This window comes from Bradyrhizobium sp. USDA 4501, from assembly GCF_054062115.1.
The window spans coordinates 8,524,224-8,549,087 of sequence record NZ_JBSSEX010000001.1; the positions used below are offsets into that span (position 1 = coordinate 8,524,224).

The window sequence follows — 24,864 nt, forward strand, 5'->3', positions numbered from 1 at the left end:
TGATCGGCGGGGTAATCCGGCCACATTTGGCCCGAATCATGGGATTATCGACAGATGGATGAGACCATGAGCGAGCCAGTCCGTACCCCGCCCTTTGCGCCATTCGAATGGCTGCTGTCCGGACGCTATCTGCGCGCGCGCCGCAAGGAAGGGTTCATTTCGGTCATCGCCGGCTTTTCGTTCCTCGGCATCATGCTCGGCGTCGCCACGCTGATCGTGGTGATGGCGGTCATGAACGGCTTCCGCAAGGAGTTGCTGGACAAGATCCTCGGCCTCAACGGACATATTCTGGTGCAGCCGCTGGAATCGCCGCTGACCGACTGGAAGGATGTCGCCGACCGCATCAGTCAGGTGCAGGGCATCCGCCTCGCCGCGCCGGTGGTCGACGGGCAGGGGCTCGGTTCATCGCCGTTCAACGCCGCCGGCGTCTTCATCCGCGGCATCCGCGCCGACGATCTCAACAACCTCACCTCGATCGCCAAGAACATCAAACAAGGCTCGCTCGAGGGCTTTGATGAGGGGCAGGGCGTCGCGATCGGTCGCCGCCTCGCCGACCAGCTTTCGCTGCATGCCGGCGACATGATCACGCTGGTCTCGCCGAAGGGCGCGGTGACGCCGATGGGCACCACGCCGCGCATCAAGCCCTACAAGATCACTGCGGTGTTCGAGATCGGCATGTCGGAATATGATTCGACCTTCGTGTTCATGCCGCTGACCGAGGCGCAGGCCTATTTCAACCGCAACAACGACGTGTCCTCGATCGAGGTGTTCACCACCAATCCGGACAAGATCGAAACCTATCGCAAGTTGGTGACCGAGGCGGCCGGCCGGCCGGTGTTCCTGGTCGACTGGCGGCAGCGCAATTCGACCTTCTTCAACGCGCTTCAGGTCGAACGCAACGTGATGTTCCTGATCCTGACCATGATCGTGCTGGTCGCGGCGCTCAACATCGTCTCGGGACTGATCATGCTGGTGAAGGACAAGGGCCAGGACATCGCGATCCTGCGGACCATGGGCGCCTCGCAGGGTTCGATCATGCGGATATTCCTGATCACCGGCGCATCGATCGGCGTCGTCGGCACGCTGGTCGGTCTGCTGGTCGGCTTGCTGATCTGCTTCAACATCGAAACCATCAGGCAGTTCCTGTCGTGGCTCACCAACACGGAATTGTTCGATCCCACACTGTATTTCCTGTCGAAGCTGCCTGCTGAAATCGATTTTGGCGAGACGCTCGCCGTCGTGATCATGGCGCTGACGCTGTCCTTCCTTGCGACGCTCTACCCGTCGTGGCGCGCCGCGCGCCTCGATCCGGTCGACGCGCTCCGGTACGAATAAGGAGCGCACATGGCGGAGGGGGCGGAAGACACACCGGTCGTCTATCTTCATGACATCAAGCGGGAATACCGGCAGGGCGAAGCGACGCTGACCGTCCTGAACGGCGCCAATCTCGCGCTGTGGCCCGGTCAATCGGTGGCGCTGGTGGCGCCGTCGGGATCCGGCAAGTCGACATTGCTGCACATCGCGGGCCTGCTGGAGACCCCCGATGACGGCGAAGTCTATGTCGCGGGCACGCCGACCTCGCAGATGTCCGACGTCGACCGCACCCAGATTCGCCGTTCCGATATCGGCTTCGTCTATCAATCGCACCGGCTGCTGCCGGAGTTCTCGGCGCTCGAGAACGTCATGCTGCCGCAGATGATTCGCGGCCTCAAACGCTCCGAAACCGTGAAACGGTCGACCGAGATTCTCTCCTATCTCGGGCTCGGCGATCGCATCACCCATCGCCCGGCCGAGCTCTCGGGCGGCGAGCAGCAGCGTGTCGCGATCGCGCGCGCGGTTGCCAACGCGCCCCGGGTACTGTTCGCGGACGAGCCGACCGGCAATCTCGATCCCGGCACGGCCGACCACGTCTTCAACGCGCTGATGCAACTCGTGAAGGCGACCCGGGTCGCGATGCTGATCGCGACTCACAATCTGGATCTCGCCGCGCGAATGGATCGCCGGGTGTCGCTGTCGAACGGACAGGTTGTCGAGCTCGAATAGTGCGCCGTCGCGTGAACTGGCTAGCGGTGCGCGTGAAGAAGCCGCGCTAAGACGAGAGAATCCGGAGCCTTTTTCCGTGTCGCTTCGATCGGAACAAAATACTTCTGGCTCTCAATAAGCGGGGCGAGGCCGTCTGCCGGATGCTCTCGGCTGCCTGTCGATCGGCGGCCCGGCATAATAGGGGTTGTTCATGCAGATCGCCGCGAGGCCGGACGCCGAAGCCTGGCACTGCGCGATCGAAGTGTAGCCGCAGTCGGTATCCTCACCGCCCCATCGGTAGTTGGTTTTGCAGACCGGCGAGGTCGAATCGTATTTCTGGGCGCTGGCCGGCGCGGCTGCCAAGGCCAGGAGTGTCGGCAAGAGTGCCAGAATCAGACTGCGCATCAGAAATCTCCTCGTCGGCGCCGGCAATGCTGATGCCGAGCGCGCGCGAATAGGCACCTGTGCGCAGCGCCGGATCAACTCACATTCCCGCGCCGGGTTGCCGGACCGAGCGTATCAGTGGATGAACAGGTCGAAGAAATTGCCCTCACGGGGGTCCCGCGGGGACACGTGAAGATACGAGCGCGGGTCGTTGTCGCCGGCATAATAGGGGTTGGCGATGCAGTTCTGCCCGATGCCCGAAGCGGTGGCCAGGCACGCCTCATACGATGGATAGGAGCAGTTGCTCAGGCCGGGATAGCGGTCGCCTTGAATGCAGAACGGGTAACGCACGCCGACGGCATGCGCGGGCGCAGTCCCCAGCGTTGCAAGTGCAGCCACCGATGCCGCAGCAGCAAGAATCATCGTCCGCATCTGCATTCCTTTTGCTGCGAAGATTCGACCCTGGCGACGATCCAAATCGGACAAGCCGGTTCCGGTCAACGATCTTGCGCCCAGCTGCGCACGCAGATCCGAATTGTGAAGATTGTGCGGCAATTATGTGGCAAAAACTCCAGGAAGTGCCCGTAATACAGTATTAACTTCAAATTTGAGCGAAGTCGTTTGGCCCTGCCTGTTGCCGCGAAGTTACAGCAATTCCGCCGGGGGCTGCTATGACGGTGTCTCGCGGCCTTGGGGGCCTGTAGAAAAAGTTGGAACGGGAAAATGAAAAAGATTTTGCTTGTCACCGCCAGCATGCTCGCGCTCAGCGCGACTGCTGCCTCCGCGGCTGACCTCGCGGCTCGCCCTTACACCAAGGCTCCGCCGCCCATGGTTGCCGCTGTTTATGATTGGACTGGCTTCTACATCGGTATCAACGGTGGTTGGGGCCAGAGCCACGACAACCGTTCGGTCGACGGCTTCGGCGGCGTCGGAAGCTTCGACGCCAACGGCGGCACCGTCGGTGGCCAGATCGGCTACCGCTGGCAGGCCGGCGGCTGGGTGTTCGGTCTGGAAGCTCAGGGCAACTGGGCTGACTTCTCCGGCAGCACCGGCAATCTGGTCGTCCCGGGCGGCATCGTTCGCTCGAAGACCGACGCGTTCGGCCTGTTCACCGGTCAGATCGGCTACGCCTGGAACAACGTCCTGCTGTACGCCAAGGGTGGTGCTGCGGTCACCGATCGCAACTTCCAGTTCCTGAACGCGGCCGGCAATCTGGCGTCCGAGACCGGCTTCGACACCCGTTGGAGCCCGACGGTCGGTGTTGGCCTCGAATTCGCCTTCTCGCAGGGCTGGTCGCTCGGCGTCGAGTACAACCACATCTTCGAAGACACCCATGGCGCGACCTTCGTGACCCCGGCTGGTGTTGCCGTGACCGGCTTCCACACCGGTGGCGACACCGACATGGTCCTCGGCCGTCTGAACTACAAGTTCGGTGGCCCGGTCATCGCGAAGTACTGATCGCTCGCTTAATTCAAGCGGCATCGAAAACCCCGGGCTTCGGCCCGGGGTTTTTTGTTGGCCTGGCGGCGCCGCCGATCGGCCAGGAGCAGGGGACAGGCTTTGCCGTCCGCTCCGGGATTCGGGTCGGGTTTGATTGGGCGGGGCTTTCCAACCGAACAGTTAACGCCGCATATTCGCGGCATGACGGACCTGCAGCTGACTTCCCAACTGACGTGCCCGTCCTGCGGCCATGTCTCCATCGAGACGATGCCGACCGACGCCTGCCGGTTCTTCTATGATTGCAAGGGCTGCGGCACTCGCCTGAAACCGAAAGCAGGAGATTGCTGCGTTTTTTGCTCATACGGAACGGTCCCTTGCCCTCCCAGGCAGGCTGGGAATTGCTGCGGTAACTAGCTCCCCGGAGGCTCAAGACGAGTTCGCCATCCGGATCACTGTCGGCGGCGAGACGTCGGCCGCTCAGGAATTAACCACAGGGGTCACTTCTCGAACTGGGTCGCCGGCATTGCTTGACTCCTAGAACAAAAAAGGAACAATGTTCTGCATACGTTCCGGTTCAGGGAGAGCGGCCATGTTGAAGATTTTCGTGCAAGAAGCTGCAGCGCTGGCATCGATCACGCTGTTCGTCGGGATGATCGCGGTGTGGGCCCAGCTGATCACCCAATTCTGAAAATGCGCCCGCGGGGACAGGGGCATCGCCGGCGGCATGGTCTGCCCCTGGGGAAAAGCAGGAGGACTTGCCGCCACGCCGCGTTCGGCGTGGACTTGGCAGGGGTCAGGCCCCACCATGGGATTGCGAGTCGGGTCTGACACTTTCGAGTTCCGGCCCTGGCGCTCGCTCCATCCCTGACGCAAGAGCTTCCGTAAGCAGTCATGCCGAATGCCGGATTCGTTCACCTTCACGTTCATTCCGCCTATTCGCTGCTGAAGGGCTCGATCAAGATCGCCAAGCTGGGCGAGCTCGCGAAGGCCGACCGCCAGCCGGCGCTGGCGCTGACCGATACCGACAACATGTTCGGCGCGCTGGAATTCTCCGACAAGATGGCCGGCTACGGCATCCAGCCGATCGTCGGCTGCGAGCTGGCGGTGGATTTCGGCGACGTCGATCCGAATACGCGCAGCATCCTTGCGACGACGGGCCCGGCGCGAATCGTGCTGCTGGCGGCGCGCGAGCGCGGCTACCGCAGCCTGATGCGGCTGAACTCGCGGGCGTTCCTGGAGACGCCGGTCAACCAGACCCCGCACATCAAGTTCGATTGGCTCACCGACGACGCCGAAGACCTGATCGCGCTGACCGGCGGCCCGGACGGGCCGATCGCGCTGGCGCTGCGGGCAGAACAGGCGGCGCTGGCGACCACCCGCTGCGAGCGCCTCGCCAGTCTGTTCGGCGATCGCCTCTACATCGAATTGCAGCGCCACGGCGCCGACAAGGAACGCCGCACCGAGGGCGGCCTGATCGATCTCGCCTACAGCAAGGGCCTGCCGCTGGTCGCGACCAACGAGCCGTATTTCGCCAGCAATGACGACTACGAATCGCATGACGCGCTGCTCTGCATCGCCGGCGGCCATCTGATTGCCGAGACCAACCGCGAGCAACTGACCCCGGATCACCGCTTCAAGACCCGCGCGGAAATGGCGGTGCTGTTCGCCGACATCCCGGAGGCGCTGGCCTCGACGGTGGAGATCGCCGAGCGCTGCTCGTTCCGGCCGAAGACCCGCAAGCCGATCCTGCCGTTCTTCACGGTGGGTGCCGCCGCCAGCGCCGATGCCGCCGCCGACGAGGCCGCCGAGTTGAAGCGCCAGGCCGAGGAGGGGCTCGCGAATCGCCTGCGGGTGCACGGTCTCTCGCCGGGAATGACCGAAGAGGACTACAGCAAGCGGCTTGCCTTCGAGCTCGACGTCATCACCCGCATGAAATACGCGGGCTACTTCCTGATCGTCTCCGACTTCATCAAATGGGCGAAGGCGCAGGGCATTCCGGTCGGGCCGGGCCGCGGCTCCGGCGCCGGCTCGCTGGTCGCCTGGGTGCTGACCATCACCGACCTCGATCCGATGCGGTTTGCGCTGCTGTTCGAGCGCTTCCTCAATCCCGAACGCGTCTCGATGCCGGACTTCGACATCGACTTCTGCCAGGACCGCCGCGGCGAGGTGATCCAGTACGTGCAGGAGCGCTACGGCCGCGACCAGGTGGCGCAGATCATCACCTTCGGTACGCTGCAGGCGCGCGGCGTGCTGCGCGACGTCGGGCGCGTGCTGCAGATGCCCTATGGGCAGGTGGACAAGCTGACCAAGCTGGTGCCGCAGAATCCCGCAGCGCCGGTGACGCTGGCGCAGGCGATCGAGGGCGAGCCGAAGCTGCAGGCGTTCCGCGACGAGGATCCGGTGGTCGCGCGTGCGTTCGACATCGCGCAGCGTCTCGAAGGCCTGACGCGCCATGCCTCGACGCATGCCGCCGGCATCGTGATCGGCGACCGGCCGCTGAGCGAGCTGGTGCCGCTCTACCGCGATCCGAAATCCGACATGCCGGTCACCCAGTTCAACATGAAATGGGTCGAGCCGGCGGGCCTCGTGAAATTCGACTTCCTCGGCCTGAAGACGCTGACCGTGCTGGACGTCGCGGTGAAGCTGCTCAAGCAGCGCAACGTCCATGTCGATCTCGCGACGCTGCCGATCGACGATGCGCCGAGCTATCAGATGCTGGCGCGGGGCGATGTCGTCGGCGTGTTCCAGGTGGAAAGCCAGGGCATGCGGCGCGCGCTGATCGACATGCGGCCGGACCGCTTCGAGGACATCATCGCGCTGGTGGCGCTGTATCGCCCGGGCCCGATGGCGAACATCCCGACCTATTGCGCGCGCAAGCACGGCGACGAGGAATCGGAATATCTGCATCCGATCCTGGAGCCGATCCTGAAGGAGACCTTCGGCGTCATCATCTATCAGGAACAGGTGATGCAGATCGCGCAGCAGATGGCGGGCTACTCGCTCGGCCAGGCCGACCTGCTGCGCCGCGCGATGGGCAAGAAGATCCGCGCCGAGATGGACAAGCAGCGCGACATCTTCGTCGACGGTGCGATGAAGAACGGCGTGGCGAAGGGCCAGGCCGAGACGATTTTCGAGCTGCTCGCCAAGTTCGCCGACTACGGCTTCAACAAGAGCCACGCGGCGGCCTATGCGCTGGTGTCGTACCACACCGCCTATATGAAGGCGCACTACCCGGTCGAGTTTTTGGCGGCGTCGATGACGCTCGAACTCAACAACACCGACAAGCTGTCCGAATTCCGCTCCGAGGCGCAGCGGCTCGGCATCAAGGTCGAGGCGCCCAACATCAATCGCTCCGGCGCGACCTTCGAGGTCAGCGACAACACGATCTACTACGCGCTGGCGGCGCTGAAGGGCGTCGGCATCCAGGCGGTCGAGCAGATCATCGAGGAGCGCAACAAGAAGGGCGCCTTCACCTCGCTCGCCGATTTCGCCGCGCGGGTGAGCCCGCGCGCCGTCAACAAGCGGATCATCGAGAGCCTTGCGGCGGCCGGCGCCTTCGACACGCTGGAGCCGAACCGCGCGCGCGTCTTCGCCGGCGCCGATGCGATCCTCGCCGCCTGCCAGCGCAGCCATGAGGCGGCGACCTCGGGCCAGAACGACATGTTCGGCGGCGCGGCGGATGCGCCGAGCATCATGCTGCCGCAGATCGAGCCGTGGCTGCCCGCCGACCGGCTGCGGCGCGAATACGACGCCATCGGCTTTTTCCTGTCGGGCCATCCGCTCGACGACTACGCCACCGCGCTGAAGCGGCTGCGCGTGCAGTCCTGGGCGGAGTTCTCGCGCGCGGTGAAGACCGGCGCCACCGCCGGCAAGGTCGCGGCAACCGTCGTGTCCCGCATGGAGCGCCGCACCAAGACCGGCAACAAGATGGGCATCATGGGCCTGTCGGACCCGACCGGCCATTTCGAAGCGGTGCTCTTCTCGGAAGGCCTTGCGCAATACCGCGACGTGCTCGAACCGGGAGCGGCCGTGCTGTTGCAGCTCGGCGCCGAGCTGCAGGGCGAGGACGTGCGGGCGAGGGTGCTGCACGCCGAGCCGCTGGATCACGCCGCGGCCAAGACGCAGAAGGGCCTGCGGATCTTCGTGCGCGACACCAAGCCGCTGGAGTCGATCGCCCGCCGGCTCAACATGCCGGAAGCCGCGCCTGCCCCGGGCGGCGCCGCAAAGGCACCGGCCGTGAAGCCGGCCGCCGCGCCGCCACCGGCGGCGGGGGCCGATGGCGACGTCTCGCTGGTGATGATGCTGGACCTCGAAACCGAGGTGGAGATGAAGCTGCCCGGCCGCTACAAGGTCTCGCCGCAGATCGCCGGCGCGATCAAGGCGGTGGCGGGCGTGGTCGACGTGCAGACCCTGTAAACTGGGGACTCCGGACGCCAAACAGGGCCGTTTCGGCACGAATTGGGCCCGGCCGGCCGGTGTAACCGGCCGTATTTCCTTGCTTCTGGCGCAAATCGCGCTATATAGCGCGCCATCTCACACGGAAACATGGCTCTCAAGGCCGTCCGGTGGCAACCGGGCCATTCAGGCGCGTTTGCTCACACGTTTCCGGAGGAACCAACCGGAGAATTATCACTATGTCGCTACCCGATTTTTCTATGCGTCAGTTGCTTGAAGCTGGCGTTCACTTTGGCCACCAGGCCCACCGCTGGAATCCGAAGATGCAGGATTACATCTTCGGCGCCCGCAACAACATCCACATCATCGACCTCGCGCAGACCGTGCCGATGCTGCACCGTGCCCTGCAGGCGGTCAGCGATACCGTCGCCAAGGGCGGCCGCATCCTGTTCGTCGGCACCAAGCGCTCGGCCCAGGACGGCGTTGCCGACGCTGCCAAGCGTTCGGCGCAGTACTTCGTCAACTCGCGCTGGCTCGGCGGCACGCTGACCAACTGGAAGACGATCTCGGCCTCGATCAAGCGCCTGCGTCATCTCGACGACGTGCTGTCGTCGGGCGAAGCCAACTCCTACACCAAGAAGGAGCGGCTGACGCTGCAGCGCGAGCGCGACAAGCTCGACCGTTCGCTCGGCGGCATCAAGGACATGGGCGGCCTTCCCGACATGATCTTCGTGATCGACACCAACAAGGAAGACATCGCGATCCAGGAAGCCCAGCGGCTCAACATCCCGGTCGCGGCGATCGTCGACACCAATTCGGACCCGAAGGGCATCACCTATGTGGTGCCGGGCAATGACGACGCCGGCCGCGCGATCTCGCTGTATTGCGATCTCGTGGCGCGCGCCGCCATCGATGGCATCTCGCGCGCTCAGGGTGATTCCGGAATCGACATCGGTGCGTCGGCGACGCCCGTGCAGGAAGACCTTCCGGCGGCTGCGCCGTCCGGCTTCCAGGGCCTCGCCGGCCCGCGCGGCACCGCCGACAACCTCAAGAAGCTCACCGGCGTGTCCGGTGCGATCGAGAAGAAGCTCAACGACCTCGGCATCTTCCACTACTGGCAGCTCGCCGAGCTCGACCACGACACCGCGCACAAGATCGGCGAAGAAGTCGGTCTGCCGAGCCGTGCCGACGCCTGGGTCGCCCAGGCCAAGACGCTCGCCGAAGCGGAATAAAGGCTACGCGGCGTGGCCGGGTCTCGCCCGGCCGCCGCTTCTATTCCACGAACAACGATCTCCCTGTCGCAGATAGCGGCGCCATCGGGCGCCGCGGTTTCTGTACAGGCAAGAAGGACATTGAACGATGGCAACGATCACAGCAGCGATGGTCAAGGAGCTCCGCGAGTCGACTGGCGCGGGCATGATGGATTGCAAGGCGGCGCTGACCGAGAACAACGGCGACATGCAGGAAGCGCAGGACTGGCTGCGCAAGAAGGGCCTCTCCAAGGCCGCCAAGAAGGCCGGCCGCGTCGCGGCCGAGGGCCTGATCGGCGCGCTGACCTCCGGCACCAAGGGCGTGCTGGTCGAGGTCAACTCGGAGACCGACTTCGTTGCGCGCAATGAGCAGTTCCAGGGCCTCGTCAAGATGATCGCCCAGGTCGCGCTGCACAACGGCGCTGACGTCGAGAAGATCAAGGCGGCCAAGGTCGGCGACGTCACCGTCGAGACCGCGATCTCCGACGCGATCGCGACCATCGGTGAGAACATGACGCTGCGCCGCGCCGCTTCGCTCGAGGTGAGCAAGGGCGTGGTGTCGAGCTATGTCCACAACGCGGTTGTCGAGGGCGCCGGCAAGATCGGCGTGATCGTGGCGCTGGAGTCCGCCGGCAAGACCGACGAGCTCGCGGTGCTCGGCCGCCAGCTCGCCATGCACGTCGCGGCGGCCAAGCCGCTGGCGCTCGACCCGGCCGGGCTCGATCCGGAGACCGTCAAGCGCGAGAAGGACGTGCTGGCCGACAAGTACCGCCAGCAGGGCAAGCCGGAGAACGTCATCGAGAAGATCGTCGATTCCGGCCTGAAGACCTACTACAAGGAGGTCTGCCTGCTCGATCAGGCCTTCATCCACGATAGCGGCAAGTCGGTTGCCCAGGCGGTGAAGGAAGCTGAGGGTAAGGTCGGCGGGCCGATCAAAATCGCTGGCTTTGTGAACTATGCTCTCGGTGAGGGAATCGAGAAGCAGGAAAGTGACTTCGCCGCCGAAGTCGCGGCCGCCAGCGGCAAGAAGTAACCGCTGACACCAGGGCGTCCGGCGCTCTGCGCCGGAAGCCTGCCTGCGCGGGATAAGAAAGCGATTGCATCATGGCTGAGCCGATCTATCGTCGCGTGGTGATCAAGCTGTCCGGCGAATATCTGGCCGGCTCCCACGGGTTCGGTATCGATCAACCGACGGTCGATCGCATCGCCGACGACCTGATCGCAGCCCGCAAGCTCGGTATCGAGGTCGCCGTCGTGATCGGCGGCGGCAACATCGTCCGTGGCGTCGAGGTGTCCTCGCGCGGTGTCTCCCGGCCGACCGGCGACACCATGGGTATGCTTGCCACCATGATGAACTGCCTCGCGCTGGAGGCGGCGATCGAGCGCAAGGGAACCCCGGCGCGGACCTTGTCGGCATTCGTGATGCCGGAGATTTCCGAGCTGTTCACCCGTAGTGCAACGCACAAATATCTCGCCGAGGGACGCATCGTCCTGCTCGGCGGCGGAACCGGCAACCCGTTCTTCACGACCGACACCACCGCCGTGCTCCGCGCGGCCGAAATCGGTGCGCAGGCGGTGCTGAAGGCCACCAATGTCGACGGCGTCTACAGCGCCGATCCGAAGAAGGACCCCAAAGCCAAGCGCTTCGACCGCCTAACCCATTCGCAGGCGATCGAGGGCGGCTACAAGGTCATGGACGCGACCGCTTTCGCACTTGCCCGCGAGACGTCGCTGCCTATCATCGTGTTCTCTATCGCGGAGCCCGGTTCGATCGGTGCGATTCTGCGCGGTACCGGACACGGCACCGTCGTCGCCGGCTGATTGCCGCGCCTCCGGGTCCAGATTTTGGACCCGAGGGCGTCGACAGCCGGTTTCTAGTGAAAGGGAGAAACGTCATGGCCGCAGCTGGTTTTGACATCAACGACGTGAAGCGCCGCATGCAGGGCGCCACGCAATCGCTCAAGCACGAGCTCGGCGGCCTGCGCACCGGCCGTGCCGCGGCCTCTATGTTGGAGCCGGTCCAGGTCGAGGCTTACGGCTCGCATATGCCGCTCAACCAGGTTGCCACCATCAGCGTGCCCGAGCCGCGCCTGCTCTCGGTGCAGGTCTGGGACAAGACGATGGTCAAGGCCGTGGAGAAGGCAATCGTCGACTCCAACCTCGGCCTGTCGCCGGCGACCGAAGGACAGGTGCTGCGCTTGCGGATTCCCGAACTCAATGAGGAGCGCCGCAAGGAGCTCGTCAAGGTCGCGCACAAATACGCGGAAGCGGCCAAGGTCGCGGTACGCCACGTGCGCCGCGACGGCCTCGACGTGATCAAGAAGCTCGAGAAGAATCACGAGATCTCCGAGGACGATCAGGAGCGCCTGTCGAACGAGGTGCAGAAGGCGACCGACGGCGTGATCGCCGAAGTCGATCAGCTGCTTGCCGCCAAGGAAAAGGAAATCCTGACGGTCTGAAGGCGCTACGGGAACGAGCCGATGTCGAACGCCGCCGCCCCAGCAGCTGACGGACCGGATCGCTCCGGCAGTCCGTTGCATGTGGCCATCATCATGGACGGCAACGGGCGCTGGGCCGCTTCGCGCGGCTTGCCGCGCGTCGAGGGCCATCGCCGCGGCGTCGAAGCGCTGCGCCGCGTGGTGCGTGCGGCCCATGAACTCGGCATCGTCTATCTCACCATTTTTTCTTTCAGCTCGGAAAACTGGTCGCGGCCCGCGAGCGAGATCGGCGATCTGTTCGGCCTGTTGCGCCGCTTCATCCGCAACGATCTGGCGACGCTGCATCGTGACGGGGTGCGGGTGCGCGTGATCGGCGAGCGTGACGGGCTTGACGCCGACATCTGCGCGCTGCTCAACGAGGCAGAGGAGCTGACGAAGAACAACGTCAAGCTCAGCCTTGTGGTCGCCTTCAACTATGGTTCGCGGGCGGAGATCGCCGCCGCGGCGCGGCGCCTTGCGCGCGAGGTCGCCGAAGGCAAGCGCGACGCCAACTCCATCGATGCCGACACGCTCGGGCAATATCTCGATGCGCCCGACATTCCGGATCCGGATCTGATTATCCGCACCAGCGGCGAGCAGCGTCTGTCCAACTTCCTGATGTGGCAGGCCGCCTATAGCGAACTCGTGTTCGTGCCGATTCACTGGCCGGATTTCGACAAGGCGGCGCTCGAAGGCGCGATTGCGGAATACGGCAAGCGCGAGCGCCGGTTCGGCGGGCTCGCTGCGAAAACCGGATCGTGACCGAGGGCGAGGCCGCGCCGGCGGCAGCAAACGAGCAGGGGTCGCGCAATCTCGCGATGCGCGTGATTGCGGCGCTGGTGCTGGCGCCGGTTGCGATCGCGCTGGCCTATATGGGCGGCGTCGCCTGGTCGCTCCTCGTGACATTGGCGGCGGCCGGATTGTTCGCGGAATGGCTTGTTGTCACCGGACTCGGACGCGAGCTCCGTGTCGTGGTGCCCGGCGTGGTCGCGTTGCTGCTCGCCGGACTATGCCTGATGGCCGGCCGTATCGATGCGGCCCTGATCGTGCTCGCCGCCGGTGCGGTTGTTGTGGCACTGACGTCCGGCGCGCGGCGCAACTGGGCCATTGCGGGACTGCTCTATGCGGCAGGGGCCGAGATCGCATCGGTCCTGCTGCGCCTCGACACGGCGAAGGGCTTTGCCGCGCTGATGTTCGTGTTGCTGATCGTGTGGGTCACCGATATCGGCGGCTACTTCGCGGGCCGCAGTATCGGCCGGGCCGAAGCTCTGGGTGCGGGTCAGCCCGAAGAAGACATGGGCGGGCGCGGTTGGCGGCTTCGGGGCGAGCCTGCTGGTCGCGGCCGGCTTTGCCGCCTTTGAGATCGGCTCGACCGGTCCGCTCTTGATGCTCGGCGCCGTGTTGTCGGTGGTCTCGCAACTTGGCGATCTCTTCGAATCCGCGGTGAAGCGGCGGTTCGGCGTAAAGGATTCGAGTCACATCATTCCCGGTCATGGCGGCCTCCTGGACCGCCTGGACGGATTTGTTGCGGCCGTCATTGTGGCGGCGATTTTCGGCTTTCTCCGTGGTGGCGCCGATGGCGTCGGGCGCGGTCTTATGGTTTGGTGATGAGATGAGCGCAGTTCCGTTGCGTAACAACAAGGCCGCGGCGGCATCCGCCCTGCGGACTGTAACCGTCCTCGGTGCCACCGGCTCGATCGGCGACAGCACGATGGATCTGCTGCGCGGCGCGCGCGACCGCTACCGGGTCGAGGCGCTGACCGCGAACAGCAATGTCGAGGGCCTCGCCAAGCTGGCCAAGGAATTCGGCGCGCGGTTCGCCGCCATTGCCGATCCGGCGAAGCTTTCGGAGCTGAAGGACGCGCTGGCCGGAACCCGGACCGAATGCGGGGCCGGGGAGAGCGCGATCACCGAAGCGGCCGCGCGGCCGGCCGATTGGGTGATGGCGGCGGTCAGCGGCGCGGCCGGGCTGAAGCCCGCACTTGCCGCGGTCGATCGTGGCGCCACCGTCGCGCTGGCCAACAAGGAATGTTTGGTCTGCGCCGGCGATATCTTCATGGAGCGGGCGAGGAAGGCCGGCGCCTGCATCCTGCCGGCGGACTCCGAGCACAATGCGCTATTCCAGGCGCTGGCTTCCGGCAACCGCGAGGAACTGACGCGGGTGATCATCACCGCGTCCGGCGGCCCGTTCCGTACCTGGGCGCCCGCCGACATCGAGCAGGCGACGCTGGAACAGGCGCTGAAGCATCCGAATTGGAGCATGGGGCAGAAGATCACGATCGATTCCGCCTCGATGATGAACAAGGGTCTCGAGGTGATCGAGGCGTCCTATCTGTTCGCTTTGACGCCCGACGAAATCGACGTGCTGGTGCACCCGCAGTCGATCATCCACGGCATGGTCGAGTTCTCCGATCGCTCGGTGGTCGCCCAACTCGGCACGCCCGATATGCGGATCCCGATCGCGCATTGCCTCGGCTGGCCCGACCGCGTCGTCGGCCCGTCCGCCAAGCTCGACCTCGCCAAGATCGGACAGCTCACCTTTGAGGCGCCGGATTTTGAGCGCTTCCCGGGGCTGCGGCTGGCCTACGAGGCGTTGCGGATGGGGCACGGCACGACGACGGTCTACAACGCTGCGAACGAGATCGCGGTCGCCGCGTTTATCGCCGGCAAGATCAAGTTCGGCGCGATCGCCCGGCTGGTCGAGGCGACGATGAACGATTGGATCAAGTCAGGGAACCAGCCACCACTGCACTCGGCGGATGATGCGATTTCCGTTGACCATATCGCGCGAAATAAAGCTGCCGCCCTATTGCCTCAAATTGCCTTAAAGGCAACCTAGAGGGTTGGGGACGGAGCCTTTGGCTCTTGTCGAGGGAAAATCGAATGCCCGAGTATTTTATTCATAGTATCAATGCGTTGAGTCATGGGCTTCTCGGTACCATCGTTCCCTTCCTCTTCGTCCTGACCATCGTCGTCTTCTTCCATGAGCTCGGCCACTTCCTGGTCGCGCGCTGGGCCGGCGTGAAGGTGTTGACGTTCTCGCTGGGCTTCGGCCCGGAGCTCGCCGGCTTCAACGACCGGCATGGCACGCGCTGGAAGATCTCGGCGATTCCGCTCGGCGGTTACGTCAAATTCTTCGGCGACGACAGCGAGGCTTCGACGCCGTCCACCGAGACGCTCGCCGCCATGACGGCGGAAGAGCGTGAAGGCAGCTTCCATCACAAATCGGTCGGAAAGCGCACCGCCATCGTTGCGGCCGGCCCGGTGGCGAACTTCATTCTCGGCGCCCTGATTTTCGCGGGCATGGCGCTCTACTACGGCAAGCCGAGCACGATTGCCCGGGTCGACGGCCTAGTGGCCGAAAGCGTCGCCGCGAACGCCGGCTTCAAGGTCGGCGATGTCGTCGTGGATATCGACGGCAGCGCGATCCAGAGCTTCGCCGACATGCAGCGGATTGTAGCTTCGAATGCTGGTTCAGAGCTTGGATTCAAGGTGAAGCGCGATGGTGCGATTGTCGCGCTCAAGGCGACGCCGGCGCTCCGGGAGGTCAAGGACCCCTTCGGCAATGCCCACCGAATCGGCGTGCTCGGAATCGAGCACAAGGCTCAGGTCGGCGAAGCGACCAGCGCCTCGGTCGGCGTGCTGGAGGCCCTCAAGATCGGCGTCGAGCAGGTTTGGTACATCATTTCCAGCACGTTCAAGTTCCTGGGGTCGCTGTTCGTTGGAACCGGCAATCCGGCCGAGGTGAGCGGCGTCATTGGAATCGCGAAGCTGTCGGGGCAGGCCGCGAGCGCCGGGTTCCAGTTCGTGATCAACCTTTGCGCCATCCTGTCGGTCTCGATCGGCCTGCTGAACCTGTTTCCGATCCCGCTTTTGGATGGCGGACACCTGCTTTTCTACAGCGCGGAGGCGCTGCGGGGACGCCCGCTCTCGGAGCGGACGCAGGAGGTGGGTTTCCGAATCGGGCTGGGTCTGGTCCTGATGCTGATGGTGTTTGCGACGTATAACGACATCCTCAGGATCGCCGGGTCCTGAAACGGGCTTTTTTGTGGCGTTGCCAATGGGCAACGTCTTGGAACGAAAATGGAAATGTTCAGCTCTAGTAAGTTTGCCCCCTTGGCAAATTTGGTTACAAGCTGAGCGGCAGGTTGGGAATCTGTCGGGTCGTTGGGGAACGATCTGGCATCGTTAAGATAAGGGCGCATTGCGCATGATGTTTGGAATGCGAGTGAGGGGGGGGCTGTTCGCCGCCTTGGTCATGTTCGCCGCGCCGGTGGTTGCCACCTTGGCGACCGTAGCTGTGTCTGTGCCTGCGTCGGCGCAGACCGTCGATTCGATCACGGTGGAGGGGAACCGCCGTGTCGAGCTTGAAACCATCCGCTCCTACTTCCATCCCGGACCGGGCGGTCGGCTGGCCCAGGCCCAGATCGACGACGGTCTGAAGGCGCTGATCGAGACCGGCCTGTTTCAGGACGTCCATATCGACCAACGGGGCGGGCGCCTCGTCGTGGTCGTGGTCGAGAACCCGGTGATCGGCCGCGTTGCCTTCGAGGGCAACAAGAAGATCAAGGACGAGCAGCTCACCGCTGAAGTTCAGTCCAAGCCGCGCGGCACGTTCTCGCGCCCGATGGTCCAGTCGGACGCCCTGCGCATCGCCGAAATCTACCGTCGGTCCGGCCGCTATGACGTGCGGGTCAATCCGCAGATCATCGAGCAGCCGAACAACCGCGTCGACCTGATCTTCGAGGTCAATGAAGGCGTGAAGACCGGCGTCCGGTCGATCGAGTTCATCGGCAACAGCGCCTATTCGGCGTCCCGTCTGCGCGACGTCATCAAGACCCGCGAATCGAACATCCTGAGCTTCCTCGGCGGCAACGACGTCTACGATCCCGACCGGGTCGAGGCCGATCGCGACCTGCTGCGTCGCTTCTATCTCAAGAACGGCTATGCCGACGTCCAGGTCGTGGCCGCGCTGACCGAATACGATCCCGAGAAGAAGGGCTTCCTGGTTACCTTCAAGATCGAGGAAGGCCAGCAGTACCGCGTCGCGTCGGTCAACTATACGTCGTCGATCGCAACGCTCGACCCGAACGCGCTGCGCACCTACTCGCGCGTCAATGTCGGCTCGCTCTACAACGCCGAGGCGCTGGAGAAGTCGGTCGAGGAGATGCAGATCGAGGCATCGCGCCGCGGCTACGCATTCGCGGTGGTCCGGCCGCGCGGTGATCGCAACTTCGACAATCACACGGTGTCGATCACCTTCGCGATCGACGAAGGTCCGCGCACCTATATCGAGCGCATCAACATCCGCGGCAACAGCCGTACCCGCGACTACGTGATCCGCCGCGAGTTCGATATCTCGGAAGGCGACGCCTACAACCGTGCGCTGGTCGACCGCGCCGAGCGCCGGCTGAAGAACCTCGACTTCTTCAAGACGGTGAAGATCACCACCGAGCCGGGCTCCTCCAGCGATCGCGTCATCCTGATCGTCGATCTCGAGGAGAAATCGACCGGCGACTTCTCGGTGTCGGGCGGCTACTCGACCACCGACGGCGCGCTGGCCGAAGTCAGCGTCTCCGAACGCAACCTGCTCGGCCGCGGCCTGTACGCGAAGGCGTCGGTGACCTACGGCCAGTATGCCCGCGGCTACTCGCTGTCGTTCGTCGAGCCCTATCTGCTCGACTACCGCGTCGCGCTCGGCCTCGACCTCTATCAGCGCCAGCAGCTGTCCAACAGCTACATCGCCTACGGCACCAAGACGCTGGGCTTCAGCCCGCGGCTCGGCTTCAGCCTGCGGGAAGATCTGTCGCTGCAGCTGCGCTACTCGATCTACCAGCAGGAAATCACCCTGCCGTCGACGCTGAACAACTGTAACAACGTGCCGACCCTGCCGGATGGAACGCCCAACCCCGCGTTCAATCCGAGCCCGGCCTATGCGAACCTGAACGGGATCAGCCTGGTGTCGACCAATGGTCTCGGCTGCTTCTTTGACGGCGAAGCCTCGCTGCCGGTCCGCAAGGAGCTGGCGGGCGGCAAGACCCTCACATCGGCGCTGGGTTACACGCTCAACTACAACACGCTCGACAACAACAAGAACCCGACCGACGGTCTGATCGTCGACTTCAAGCAGGACTTCGCCGGTGTTGGCGGTGACGTCAGCTACATCAAGACCGCGATCGACGCGAAGTACTACACCCCGCTGGTCTCCGACATCGTCGGCGTGATCCACGCCCAGGGCGGCATCCTGAACAAGCTCGGGACCTCGGATCTGCGCATGCTCGATCACTTCCAGATGGGCCCGAACCTGGTCCGCGGCTTCGCGCCGAACGGTATCGGTCCGCGTGACATCAACCCGTACGGCACCATGGATGCCATCGGCGGCACCAAGTACTGGGGCGTGTCGGCGGAACTGCAGATGCCGTTCTGGTTCCTGCCGAAGGAAGTCGGGCTCAAGGGCGCGGTCTATGCCGACGCCGGCGGGCTGTACGACTACCAGGGCCCGACCTCGTGGGCGGCGACCGGCGAAGTCAACGTGCCTGGCTGTGTCAGGCCGACGAACAATCCGCCGTCTCCGGGTACGTGCCTTGGCCTGAGCTACGACGACAGCAAGGTTGTCCGCACCTCGGTCGGTGTCGGCCTGATCTGGCAGTCACCGTTCGGCCCGCTGCGCTTCGACTACGCGGTGCCGCTGACCAAGGGTGCGTTTGACCGCACGCAAGAATTCCGGTTTGGCGGCGGTACGACGTTCTAAGACCGATTGCCAACCGGACTGCGACGGATGGAATGGCGCAGCCGATCTTCTACAAGAGTCCTCCTTCGTCATCGCTGGCTGAAATAGCCGCGCTGACGAAGGCGCAACTGGTCGACCCCGAAAGGGGCGCGCTTCAGATCAGGGGGCTGGCCTCGCTCGACGAGGCCGGTCCGATGCATCTCGCCTTTTTCGACAATCTGAAATACGCCGACCAGCTTGCCGCGACCAAGGCCGGGGCGTGTCTGGTCAGCCCGCGCTTCGAGGCGCAGGTGCCGAAGGGCACGGCCGTGCTGCGGGCGGCGAAGCCGTTCCAGGTGTTCGTCGAGCTCGCCCGCGAATGGCACGCCGATGCCCTGCGGCCGCAATCCTGGTTCGACACCGAGGGGATCGCGCCGTCGGCGATCATCGATCCCACCGCGCGCCTCGAGGACGGCGTCATCGTCGATCCGCTGGTCGTGATCGGCCCGCGGGTCGAGATCGGCTCGGGCACCATCATCGGCGCCGGCGCGGTGATCGGGGCCGATGTCAAGATCGGCCGCGACTGCAATGTCGGCGCCAAGACCACCATTCAGTTCGCGCTGATCGGCAACAACGTCCTGATCCATCCCGGCTGCAATATCGGCCAGGACGGCTACGGCTTCATCTTCTTCGGGCCGGCCGGCCATGTGAAGGTGCCGCAGACCGGCCGCGTGGTGATCCAGAACAATGTCGAGGTCGGCGCCGCCTCGACCATCGACCGCGGTTCCCTGCGCGACACCGTGATCGGCGAGGGCACCAAAATCGACAATCAGGTCCAGATCGGCCACAATGTGACGATCGGCCGGCACTGCCTGCTGGCGGCCCAGATCGGGCTCGCCGGCAGCCTGACCATCGGCGACAATGTCGCGCTCGGCGCCAAGGTGGGCATCAACAACCACCTCAAGATCGGCGACGGCGCCCAGGTGACGGCGATGAGCGCGGTCAAGGACGATATCCCGGCCAACGGTCGGTGGGGCGGGCATTTCGCCAAGCCGACCAAGCAGTGGTTCAGGGAAATTATCGCAGTGGAGCGTCTGGTGCGCGACAACGAAGCCAAAGGTGAGGGGCAGGAGTGATGGAGGAGGCACCGGTCAAATTCGAGCTGGTGGATATCAACGATATCCTGAAGACGCTTCCGCATCGCTTTCCGATGTTGCTGATCGACCGGGTGATCAAGATCCGCACCGACTACAGCGGCATCGGCATCAAGAACGTCACCTTCAACGAGCCGCCGTTCCAGGGTCACTTCCCGGATCGCCCGGTCTACCCCGGCGTGATGATGATCGAGGCGATGGCCCAGACCGCCGGCGTCATCGGCATCAAGTCGGTCGAGGGCACCGAGAAGCCGCGCGCGGTGTATTTCCTCACCATCGACAAGTGCAAGTTCCGGAAGCCGGTGATGCCCGGCGACACCATCGAGTATCACATGCGCTCGCTCGGCCGGCGCAAGACGATGTGGTGGTTTCACGGCGATGCCAAGGTCAACGGTCAGGTCGTCGCCGAAGCCGATGTCGGTGCGATGCTGACGGATTAGGCCGCGCCGGTCTCACGACGTGGTGCAGGTGTAGCGGCCGTCCGCGCCCGCGATCCGCAGGACGCGATTGAGGAAGATGCCCATCGACGGTGCGTTCATCAGCGCGTCGTAGGTTTCGGCAGGGACGCCGCAATAATGCTGGTAGCTGCCTCTGACCGCCACCAGCAGCGCGCGTTGATCCGTGCTGTAGCAGACCCGCTGGACGATCGTGCTGCGGTTGATGTCGTGGCATTCGAAGCTCGAGAGATCGACCGCCGTGCTGTTGCCGAGATCGACCGTCTCCGGGCCGATTGGCGCAGAGAGCAGGCTGAGGATCAGCGCGGCGGCCCGGACCATGGTTCGGTTGCGACCTTCTCTTGCAACAGGCCGTCATCATACGTCACTGGACAGGGCGGGCAAAGTCGCGCTAACGACCGCCCCAATCGATAGGCTGGCGCCTCGATAGCACCTTGGCGCCATTAACGAATTCCGGACCGAAATTTCATGAGCATGATCGACCCGACTGCGCGGATTGCCGATGGCGCTGTGATCGGGGCCGGCACCGAGATCGGTCCGTACTGCATCGTCGGCCCCAACGTCGTGCTCGGTGAGAACTGCAAGCTGATCGCGCATGTCACGATCAGCGGGCATACCAGGATCGGCGCCGGCTGCATCATCTCGCCGTTCGCAGCGCTCGGCGGGCCGCCGCAGGATCTCAGCTATCGCGGCGAGCCGACCCGCCTCGAAGTCGGCGAAGCCTGCACGATCCGCGAGGGCGTGACGATGAATGTCGGCACGGTCAAGGGCGGCGGGCTCACGCGCGTCGGCGATCGCGGCTTCTTCATGAACAACAGCCATGTCGGCCATGACTGCATGGTCGGCAATGGCGTGATCTTCGCGACGTCGGCGACGCTCGGCGGCCACTGCGAGATCGGCGACTTCGTCTATATCGGCGGCCTGTCGGCTGTGCACCAGTTCACCCGCGTCGGCTCGCAGGTGATGATCGGCGGCGTCTGCGGCGTGCGCGGCGACATCATCCCGTTCGGCCTCGCCAACGGTCAGTACGCGGTTCTCGAAGGACTCAACATCATCGGCATGCGGCGCCGCCAGTTCACCAAGGCGCGGCTGGCGACGGTGCGCGCGTTCTATCAAAAGCTGTTCCACGGTCCCGGCATCTTCGCCGAGCGGCTCGCCTCGGTGCAGCCGCTGGCGGGCGAGGATCCGGCGATTGCGGAAATCCTGGCCTTCATCGAGGGCGGCAAGCTGCGCCCGCTCTGCCTTCCCGCCGATACCAATTGAGCAGGGGATGGCCGCCAGCATGACGTCAGCGGCTCCCTCGCTTTCCTCGCCGGTCGGCGTCATCGCCGGCGGCGGCGCCATGCCGTTCGCGGTCGCCGACTCCCTGGTTGCGCGCGGCATCACGCCAGTGCTGTTCGCGCTGCGCGGCGCCTGCGATCCGGCGCGCGCGCAGCGGTTTCGTCACCGCTGGATCTCGGTCGGCCAGCTCGGGCGGGCGACCCGGCTGTTCCGCGACGAAGGCTGCCGCGATCTGATCTTCATCGGCACCCTGGTGCGGCCCGCGCTGTCGGAGATCCGGCTCGACTGGGGCACGCTGCGCCTGCTCGGCCACGTCGTGCGCGCATTTCGCGGCGGCGACGATCATTTGCTGTCGAGCGTTGGCCGCATCCTCGAGCAGCAGGGCTTCCGCATGGTCGGGATCAAGGATGTCGCGCCCGATCTCTTGATGCCGGAGGGTGCCGTGACGCTCGCGGCGCCCGACGGCACGGCACTCGCCGACATCGCGCGCGGACGTGGTGTGCTCGACGCGCTCGGCCCGTTCGACATCGGTCAGGCGGCCGTGGTGATCGACGGTCATGTGGTGGCGGTCGAGGATATCGAGGGCACCGACGGGCTGCTCGCGCGCGTCGCGCGGCTGCGCGCCGAGGGCCGCATTCGCGCCAAGGCCGGCCGCGGCGTGCTGGTGAAGGCGCCGAAGAGCCGGCAGGATCTGCGCTTTGATCTGCCGACCATCGGCCCGCGGACGGTCGAGGGCGCGGCAGCAGCCGGTATCGCCGGCATCGCCGTGATCGCCGGCAATACGCTGGCCGCCGAGCCGCAGGCCCTGGTCGAGGCCGCCGACGCCAAGGGGCTGTTTGTCATCGGGCTGGCGGGCTGATGCAGGAGCGCAGCCCCAGCACCACTCGCAAGATCTTCCTCATCGCGACCGAGGAATCCGGCGACCGCCTCGGCGCGGCACTGATGCAGGTGCTGCGCCAGCGGCTCGGCGATGCCGTGCAGTTTTCCGGCGTCGGCGGCCGGGCGATGACTGCTCAGGGAATCGTCCCGCTGTTTCCGATCGAAGAGCTCTCGATCATGGGCTTTGCCGCCGTCGTGAAGCAATTGCCGAGAATCCTGCGATTGATCCGGCGCACCGCCGATGCCGTGTTCGCCGACGCGCCTGACATGCTCGTCATCATCGACAGCCCCGATTTCACCCACCGCGTCGCCCGTCGTGTCCGCGCCCGCAATCCGAACATTCCGATCGTCGACTACGTGTCGCCGTCGGTCTGGGCCTGGCGGCCGGGCAGGGCGCGCGCGATGCGGGGCTATGTCGACCACGTGCTCGCGCTGCTGCCGTTCGAGCCGGAGGAATATCGCAAGCTGCAGGGACCGCCGTGCAGCTATGTCGGCCACCCCCTGACCGAGCAGCTCGCCACGCTGCGCCCGAACGAGGACGAGCAGAAGCGGCGCGATGCGCAGCCTCCGGTGCTGCTGGTATTGCCCGGAAGCCGGCGCAGCGAGATCAGGCATCATCTGGCGCTGTTCGGCACCGCGCTCGGCCAGCTCAACAAGCAAACGCCGTTCGAGCTCGTGCTTCCCACCATGCCGCATCTCGAGGCGATGGTGCGCGAGGGCGTCGCGTCGTGGCCGGTGGTGCCGCGGCTCGCGATCGGCGAGACCGAGAAGCGCGCCGCGTTCCGTGTCGCCCGCGCTGCGCTCGCGAAGTCGGGCACGGTGACGCTGGAGCTCGCGCTGTCAGGGATTCCCATGGTGACGGCCTATCGCGTCGGCGCCGCCGAGGCGTTCATCCTGCGCCGCGCGATCCGGGTGTCCTCGGTGATCCTCGCCAATCTCGTGATCGGCAGCGATATCATTCCCGAGTTCCTGCAGGAGGACTGCACGCCGGACAAGCTCGCGGCGGCGCTGGGCGACGTGCTTGCGGATTCGCCCGATCGTCTGCGGCAGCTCGTGGGGTTCGCGACGATGGACGGGAAGATGTCGACCGGCGACCAGCCGCCGAGCGTCCGCGCCGCCGACATCGTGCTGGCGGAAATGGGCCGCCGTTCGGCCTAGCCAATCGATCGTGTCCTCGTTCAGTTCAGTGGCGACATCCCGCCGCAAGGATCTCGCTTGCGCTGAATATTTAGACCGTCCTAATATTAGCAATAGCTAATATTAGGACGGAGCATGCCATGAAGATCGACCCGGTCGCCTATCTCGGAGCCGTCATTCGCGAAGTCGCCTTCCGGGAACGCGACGGCAAGCCGGCCCGGGCGGTGATCGCGACCCGCAGCTACGACACCGACATTGCCGATCTCTGGGATGTGCTGACCAACCCCGAACGCATTCCGCGCTGGTTCCTGCCGATCTCGGGTGACCTGAGGCTTGGCGGCCGCTATCAGTTCCAGGGCCATGCGGGCGGCGAGATCACGACGTGTGAGCCACCGCGCCGGCTTGCCGTCACGTGGGAGTCCATGGGCACGGTCAGCTGGGTTAGCGTCACGCTGGCCGAGAATGGCCCGGACGCCACGCGCCTGGAATTGGAACACCTCTCGGTGATCGAGGGCGACTTCTGGGACCGCTACGGGGCCGGTGCGGTCGGCGTCGGCTGGGATCTCGCGCTCCTAGGGCTCGCGCTCTATCTGGCCATGCCGCCCGGCGAGGAATTCGACCGCGCCGCCGCGTCCGCCTGGCCAGCCACCGGCGACGGCAAGGAATTCATCCGCCGCGCCAGCGAGGACTGGTGCAGGGCCTCGATCGCGGCGGGCACCGAGGAGGCTGCGGCGCGCAGATCGGCCGCAAACACCACGGCGGCCTATTGCGGCGAGCCGGAGCCGGGGAGCGGAGGCTAGAGCATGATCCGGAAAAGTGTGAAGCGGTTTTCCCTCGCGACAAACGCGAAGCGTTTGCGCGGAGATCATGCTCAAACGAAGAGCTAAAGCGGGATGACGATGCAGTCTCATCGCGCTTTAGCGACCTTGCACGCCTTCGACATCCTCGGCGATCCCGTCCGCCGGCGCATCCTGGAACTGCTTGCGACCGGCGAGCACAGTTCGGGCGACGTCGTTGCGGTCGTGCAGCGCGAGTTCGGCATCACCCAGTCGGCGGTGTCGCAGCAGCTGCGGATCTTGCGGGACGCCGGTTTCGCGTCGGTGCGTGCCGAGGGCACGCGCCGCATCTATGCGGTCGAGTCGGCGCGGCTGCGCGAGGTCGACGACTGGCTCGACCGGTTCAGGGCGTTCTGGCTGCCGCGCCTTGACGCGATCGCGACCGAAGTCGCGCGGGGCAAACGAAAACGGCGCCATCAGGAATGATGGCGCCGTCCCGGATTCT

23 protein-coding genes and 1 pseudogene are annotated in these 24,864 nt (G+C 65.0%); 21 read left to right on the forward strand and 3 right to left on the reverse strand.

Features of this window, described 5'->3' with window-relative positions; translation table 11 throughout:
• The first annotated feature begins 54 nt into the window (after window positions 1-54).
• The gene (locus ACVWZM_RS39740; protein ID WP_028339647.1) at window positions 55-1,335 is read left to right on the forward strand and encodes a lipoprotein-releasing ABC transporter permease subunit; all 1,281 of its coding nucleotides are present in this window, start codon (window positions 55-57) and stop codon (window positions 1,333-1,335) included.
• 9 nt (window positions 1,336-1,344) lie between these two features.
• Complete coding sequence (locus ACVWZM_RS39745) at window positions 1,345-2,043, forward strand: ABC transporter ATP-binding protein (protein WP_016840545.1); 699 nt, start codon at window positions 1,345-1,347, stop codon at window positions 2,041-2,043.
• Between the two features lie 111 nt (window positions 2,044-2,154).
• Here the strand turns inward: ACVWZM_RS39745 and ACVWZM_RS39750 are convergent, their stop codons facing one another.
• Together ACVWZM_RS39750 and ACVWZM_RS39755 are read right to left on the reverse strand one after the other, a co-directional pair.
• On the reverse strand, window positions 2,155-2,427 hold the full coding sequence (locus ACVWZM_RS39750; RefSeq protein WP_456855988.1) for a DUF3551 domain-containing protein: 273 nt from the start codon (window positions 2,425-2,427) through the stop codon (window positions 2,155-2,157).
• 114 nt (window positions 2,428-2,541) lie between these two features.
• Window positions 2,542-2,907, reverse strand: a complete 366-nt coding sequence (locus ACVWZM_RS39755; protein WP_456855990.1) for a DUF3551 domain-containing protein — start codon at window positions 2,905-2,907, stop codon at window positions 2,542-2,544.
• Between the two features lie 222 nt (window positions 2,908-3,129).
• Between ACVWZM_RS39755 and ACVWZM_RS39760 the strand changes: the two genes are divergently transcribed.
• The 14 genes and pseudogenes from ACVWZM_RS39760 to fabZ all read left to right on the forward strand — a co-directional run bounded on the left by ACVWZM_RS39760 (window position 3,130) and on the right by fabZ (window position 20,271).
• The gene (locus ACVWZM_RS39760; RefSeq protein ID WP_028333998.1) at window positions 3,130-3,864 is read left to right on the forward strand and encodes an outer membrane protein; all 735 of its coding nucleotides are present in this window, start codon (window positions 3,130-3,132) and stop codon (window positions 3,862-3,864) included.
• A gap of 192 nt (window positions 3,865-4,056) precedes the next feature.
• Window positions 4,057-4,260: a GDCCVxC domain-containing (seleno)protein gene (locus ACVWZM_RS39765; RefSeq protein WP_253625991.1), complete on the forward strand. Its 204-nt coding sequence runs from the start codon at window positions 4,057-4,059 to the stop codon at window positions 4,258-4,260.
• 477 nt (window positions 4,261-4,737) lie between these two features.
• Complete coding sequence (dnaE, locus tag ACVWZM_RS39770) at window positions 4,738-8,262, forward strand: DNA polymerase III subunit alpha (protein WP_253623833.1); 3,525 nt, start codon at window positions 4,738-4,740, stop codon at window positions 8,260-8,262.
• Between the two features lie 218 nt (window positions 8,263-8,480).
• Complete coding sequence (locus ACVWZM_RS39775; protein ID WP_057016493.1) at window positions 8,481-9,473, forward strand: 30S ribosomal protein S2; 993 nt, start codon at window positions 8,481-8,483, stop codon at window positions 9,471-9,473.
• Between the two features lie 127 nt (window positions 9,474-9,600).
• Window positions 9,601-10,524, forward strand: a complete 924-nt coding sequence (gene tsf / locus ACVWZM_RS39780; protein ID WP_057016494.1) for a translation elongation factor Ts — start codon at window positions 9,601-9,603, stop codon at window positions 10,522-10,524.
• A gap of 71 nt (window positions 10,525-10,595) precedes the next feature.
• Window positions 10,596-11,312, forward strand: a complete 717-nt coding sequence (gene pyrH / locus ACVWZM_RS39785) for a UMP kinase (protein ID WP_028334006.1) — start codon at window positions 10,596-10,598, stop codon at window positions 11,310-11,312.
• Window positions 11,313-11,386: 74 nt separating this feature from the next.
• Window positions 11,387-11,950, forward strand: a complete 564-nt coding sequence (gene frr, locus ACVWZM_RS39790; protein ID WP_028334007.1) for a ribosome recycling factor — start codon at window positions 11,387-11,389, stop codon at window positions 11,948-11,950.
• A 21-nt stretch (window positions 11,951-11,971) separates the two neighbouring features.
• The gene (locus ACVWZM_RS39795; protein WP_057016496.1) at window positions 11,972-12,730 is read left to right on the forward strand and encodes an isoprenyl transferase; all 759 of its coding nucleotides are present in this window, start codon (window positions 11,972-11,974) and stop codon (window positions 12,728-12,730) included.
• Window positions 12,727-13,576 (forward strand): annotated as a pseudogene (locus ACVWZM_RS39800) (phosphatidate cytidylyltransferase). The gene ACVWZM_RS39795 and the pseudogene ACVWZM_RS39800 overlap by 4 nt, the downstream one beginning before the upstream one ends.
• A 4-nt stretch (window positions 13,577-13,580) precedes the next feature.
• Window positions 13,581-14,807, forward strand: a complete 1,227-nt coding sequence (dxr, locus tag ACVWZM_RS39805) for a 1-deoxy-D-xylulose-5-phosphate reductoisomerase (RefSeq protein ID WP_253623835.1) — start codon at window positions 13,581-13,583, stop codon at window positions 14,805-14,807.
• A 44-nt stretch (window positions 14,808-14,851) separates the two neighbouring features.
• Complete coding sequence (gene rseP / locus ACVWZM_RS39810) at window positions 14,852-16,003, forward strand: RIP metalloprotease RseP (protein ID WP_028339659.1); 1,152 nt, start codon at window positions 14,852-14,854, stop codon at window positions 16,001-16,003.
• Window positions 16,004-16,178: 175 nt separating this feature from the next.
• Complete coding sequence (bamA, locus tag ACVWZM_RS39815) at window positions 16,179-18,719, forward strand: outer membrane protein assembly factor BamA (protein WP_057016498.1); 2,541 nt, start codon at window positions 16,179-16,181, stop codon at window positions 18,717-18,719.
• Between the two features lie 32 nt (window positions 18,720-18,751).
• Window positions 18,752-19,813, forward strand: coding sequence for a UDP-3-O-(3-hydroxymyristoyl)glucosamine N-acyltransferase (gene lpxD / locus ACVWZM_RS39820; RefSeq protein WP_057016499.1), 1,062 nt, complete (start codon window positions 18,752-18,754; stop codon window positions 19,811-19,813).
• Window positions 19,813-20,271: a 3-hydroxyacyl-ACP dehydratase FabZ gene (fabZ, locus tag ACVWZM_RS39825; protein ID WP_016841580.1), complete on the forward strand. Its 459-nt coding sequence runs from the start codon at window positions 19,813-19,815 to the stop codon at window positions 20,269-20,271. The genes lpxD and fabZ overlap by 1 nt, the downstream gene beginning before the upstream one ends.
• A 12-nt stretch (window positions 20,272-20,283) precedes the next feature.
• Here fabZ and ACVWZM_RS39830 read toward each other — a convergent pair whose 3' ends face one another.
• A complete protein-coding gene (locus tag ACVWZM_RS39830; RefSeq protein ID WP_141342145.1) occupies window positions 20,284-20,607 on the reverse strand; it encodes a KTSC domain-containing protein in 324 nt (107 codons plus the stop codon).
• 147 nt (window positions 20,608-20,754) lie between these two features.
• Here ACVWZM_RS39830 and lpxA point away from each other — a divergent pair, with 147 nt between their 5' ends.
• The 5 genes from lpxA (at window position 20,755) to ACVWZM_RS39855 (ending at window position 24,845) form a co-directional block, all read left to right on the forward strand.
• Window positions 20,755-21,549, forward strand: coding sequence for an acyl-ACP--UDP-N-acetylglucosamine O-acyltransferase (lpxA, locus tag ACVWZM_RS39835; RefSeq protein WP_028334015.1), 795 nt, complete (start codon window positions 20,755-20,757; stop codon window positions 21,547-21,549).
• Between the two features lie 19 nt (window positions 21,550-21,568).
• Entirely contained in the window at window positions 21,569-22,426 is an 858-nt protein-coding gene (locus ACVWZM_RS39840; RefSeq protein WP_159109568.1) for an LpxI family protein, read from the forward strand.
• Complete coding sequence (gene lpxB, locus ACVWZM_RS39845) at window positions 22,426-23,604, forward strand: lipid-A-disaccharide synthase (RefSeq protein WP_456855991.1); 1,179 nt, start codon at window positions 22,426-22,428, stop codon at window positions 23,602-23,604. The genes ACVWZM_RS39840 and lpxB overlap by 1 nt, the downstream gene beginning before the upstream one ends.
• A 119-nt stretch (window positions 23,605-23,723) precedes the next feature.
• Window positions 23,724-24,383, forward strand: a complete 660-nt coding sequence (locus tag ACVWZM_RS39850; RefSeq protein WP_076825392.1) for an SRPBCC family protein — start codon at window positions 23,724-23,726, stop codon at window positions 24,381-24,383.
• 93 nt (window positions 24,384-24,476) lie between these two features.
• Window positions 24,477-24,845 (forward strand): ArsR/SmtB family transcription factor, encoded by a 369-nt coding sequence (locus ACVWZM_RS39855; RefSeq protein WP_253623836.1) that lies wholly within the window; start codon window positions 24,477-24,479, stop codon window positions 24,843-24,845.
• Window positions 24,846-24,864: the final 19 nt, after the last annotated feature.

What these genes read in the sequence shown, in the direction of transcription:
- ACVWZM_RS39740 (WP_028339647.1), top strand. Translation starts at nt 55, where the DNA reads ATGGATGAGACCATGAGCGAGCCAGTCCGTACCCCGCCCTTTGCGCCA.
- ACVWZM_RS39745 (WP_016840545.1), top strand. Translation starts at nt 1,345, where the DNA reads ATGGCGGAGGGGGCGGAAGACACACCGGTCGTCTATCTTCATGACATC.
- ACVWZM_RS39750 (WP_456855988.1), bottom strand. Translation starts at nt 2,427, where the DNA reads ATGCGCAGTCTGATTCTGGCACTCTTGCCGACACTCCTGGCCTTGGCA.
- ACVWZM_RS39760 (WP_028333998.1), top strand. Translation starts at nt 3,130, where the DNA reads ATGAAAAAGATTTTGCTTGTCACCGCCAGCATGCTCGCGCTCAGCGCG.
- dnaE (WP_253623833.1), top strand. Translation starts at nt 4,738, where the DNA reads ATGCCGAATGCCGGATTCGTTCACCTTCACGTTCATTCCGCCTATTCG.
- ACVWZM_RS39775 (WP_057016493.1), top strand. Translation starts at nt 8,481, where the DNA reads ATGTCGCTACCCGATTTTTCTATGCGTCAGTTGCTTGAAGCTGGCGTT.
- tsf (WP_057016494.1), top strand. Translation starts at nt 9,601, where the DNA reads ATGGCAACGATCACAGCAGCGATGGTCAAGGAGCTCCGCGAGTCGACT.
- pyrH (WP_028334006.1), top strand. Translation starts at nt 10,596, where the DNA reads ATGGCTGAGCCGATCTATCGTCGCGTGGTGATCAAGCTGTCCGGCGAA.
- frr (WP_028334007.1), top strand. Translation starts at nt 11,387, where the DNA reads ATGGCCGCAGCTGGTTTTGACATCAACGACGTGAAGCGCCGCATGCAG.
- ACVWZM_RS39795 (WP_057016496.1), top strand. Translation starts at nt 11,972, where the DNA reads ATGTCGAACGCCGCCGCCCCAGCAGCTGACGGACCGGATCGCTCCGGC.
- dxr (WP_253623835.1), top strand. Translation starts at nt 13,581, where the DNA reads ATGAGCGCAGTTCCGTTGCGTAACAACAAGGCCGCGGCGGCATCCGCC.
- rseP (WP_028339659.1), top strand. Translation starts at nt 14,852, where the DNA reads ATGCCCGAGTATTTTATTCATAGTATCAATGCGTTGAGTCATGGGCTT.
- bamA (WP_057016498.1), top strand. Translation starts at nt 16,179, where the DNA reads ATGATGTTTGGAATGCGAGTGAGGGGGGGGCTGTTCGCCGCCTTGGTC.
- lpxD (WP_057016499.1), top strand. Translation starts at nt 18,752, where the DNA reads ATGGCGCAGCCGATCTTCTACAAGAGTCCTCCTTCGTCATCGCTGGCT.
- fabZ (WP_016841580.1), top strand. Translation starts at nt 19,813, where the DNA reads ATGGAGGAGGCACCGGTCAAATTCGAGCTGGTGGATATCAACGATATC.
- ACVWZM_RS39830 (WP_141342145.1), bottom strand. Translation starts at nt 20,607, where the DNA reads ATGGTCCGGGCCGCCGCGCTGATCCTCAGCCTGCTCTCTGCGCCAATC.
- lpxA (WP_028334015.1), top strand. Translation starts at nt 20,755, where the DNA reads ATGAGCATGATCGACCCGACTGCGCGGATTGCCGATGGCGCTGTGATC.
- ACVWZM_RS39840 (WP_159109568.1), top strand. Translation starts at nt 21,569, where the DNA reads ATGACGTCAGCGGCTCCCTCGCTTTCCTCGCCGGTCGGCGTCATCGCC.
- lpxB (WP_456855991.1), top strand. Translation starts at nt 22,426, where the DNA reads ATGCAGGAGCGCAGCCCCAGCACCACTCGCAAGATCTTCCTCATCGCG.
- ACVWZM_RS39850 (WP_076825392.1), top strand. Translation starts at nt 23,724, where the DNA reads ATGAAGATCGACCCGGTCGCCTATCTCGGAGCCGTCATTCGCGAAGTC.
- ACVWZM_RS39855 (WP_253623836.1), top strand. Translation starts at nt 24,477, where the DNA reads ATGACGATGCAGTCTCATCGCGCTTTAGCGACCTTGCACGCCTTCGAC.